Genomic DNA, 857 nt, shown 5'->3' with positions numbered 1-857 from the left:
CACTAGGCCGTGTTGACAAAAGATTTCAGCCATAGTCGCGCCGCGGCAAGGTTGAGGAAGCTCTCGAAGGAGAGGACAGTCTTGTCGTAGCGGGTTGCTATACGTCGCTGCTGCTTGAGCTTGCCGAACATGCGCTCGACGCGGTTGCGATCCCGATAGCGACGATAGTCTGGGTGCTCTGGGACCTTGCGGTTCGAGCGGGGCGGGATGATCGGCAGGATGCCCTGGATCAGCAAGCTCTCCCGGAAGCGATCCCCATCATAGCCCTTGTCCGCCAGCAGTGCTTTGGGTTTGGGCAATGGCAGCGCCATCAGCGGTTCGGCAGCGGTGTAATCGGAGGCCTCGCCACCAGTCAGGACGAAGCCGACAGGAAGTCCTTGATTGTCGCAGCGGGCGTGGATTTTGCTCGTAAAGCCGCCGCGTGATCGACCAAGAGCGTTCGCACAAGCCCCCCTTTTCCGCCCGCTGCCGAGACATGGCCGCGAACGGAAGTGCTGTCGATCATGTGCTGCCAGTCGTCGGTGAGACCCAGATCGACCAGCGTTTGCAGGAGAGCATCCCAGACGCCCTGTTCGGCCCAGCGCCGGAACCGGACATAGACCGAGTTCCACTTGCCGTAGCGCTCATGCATGTCGCGCCAGGGGCAACCGACGCGCAGCACGTGGAGCATGCCGTTGAGGAAGCGTCGGTTATCGCCCGCTGGCCGCGCCCATCGACCTCGTTCAGACGGCAGCAGCGGACCGATCAGCTCCCATTCCGCGTCCGACAAATCCCCGCGACCCATGACTGCTCCTCAAAAAGCAGTCTTGAATCAGAACCAAGCGGGTTTGGGAATCCCTTTTGTCAACACGACCTAG

Annotated in this window: 1 pseudogene; it reads right to left on the bottom strand. The window is 61.3% G+C overall.

The features are described from left to right. Positions 1-2: 2 nt before the first annotated feature. Positions 3-784, bottom strand: a pseudogene (locus tag ACGHU1_RS16865) (IS5 family transposase). Positions 785-857 lie beyond the last annotated feature (73 nt).

Origin of the sequence: Erythrobacter sp. MTPC3 (assembly GCF_042854385.1) — a bacterium.
Classification (GTDB): Bacteria; Pseudomonadota; Alphaproteobacteria; order Sphingomonadales; family Sphingomonadaceae; genus Erythrobacter.
This window is presented reverse-complemented; position numbering and strand designations above follow the sequence as displayed.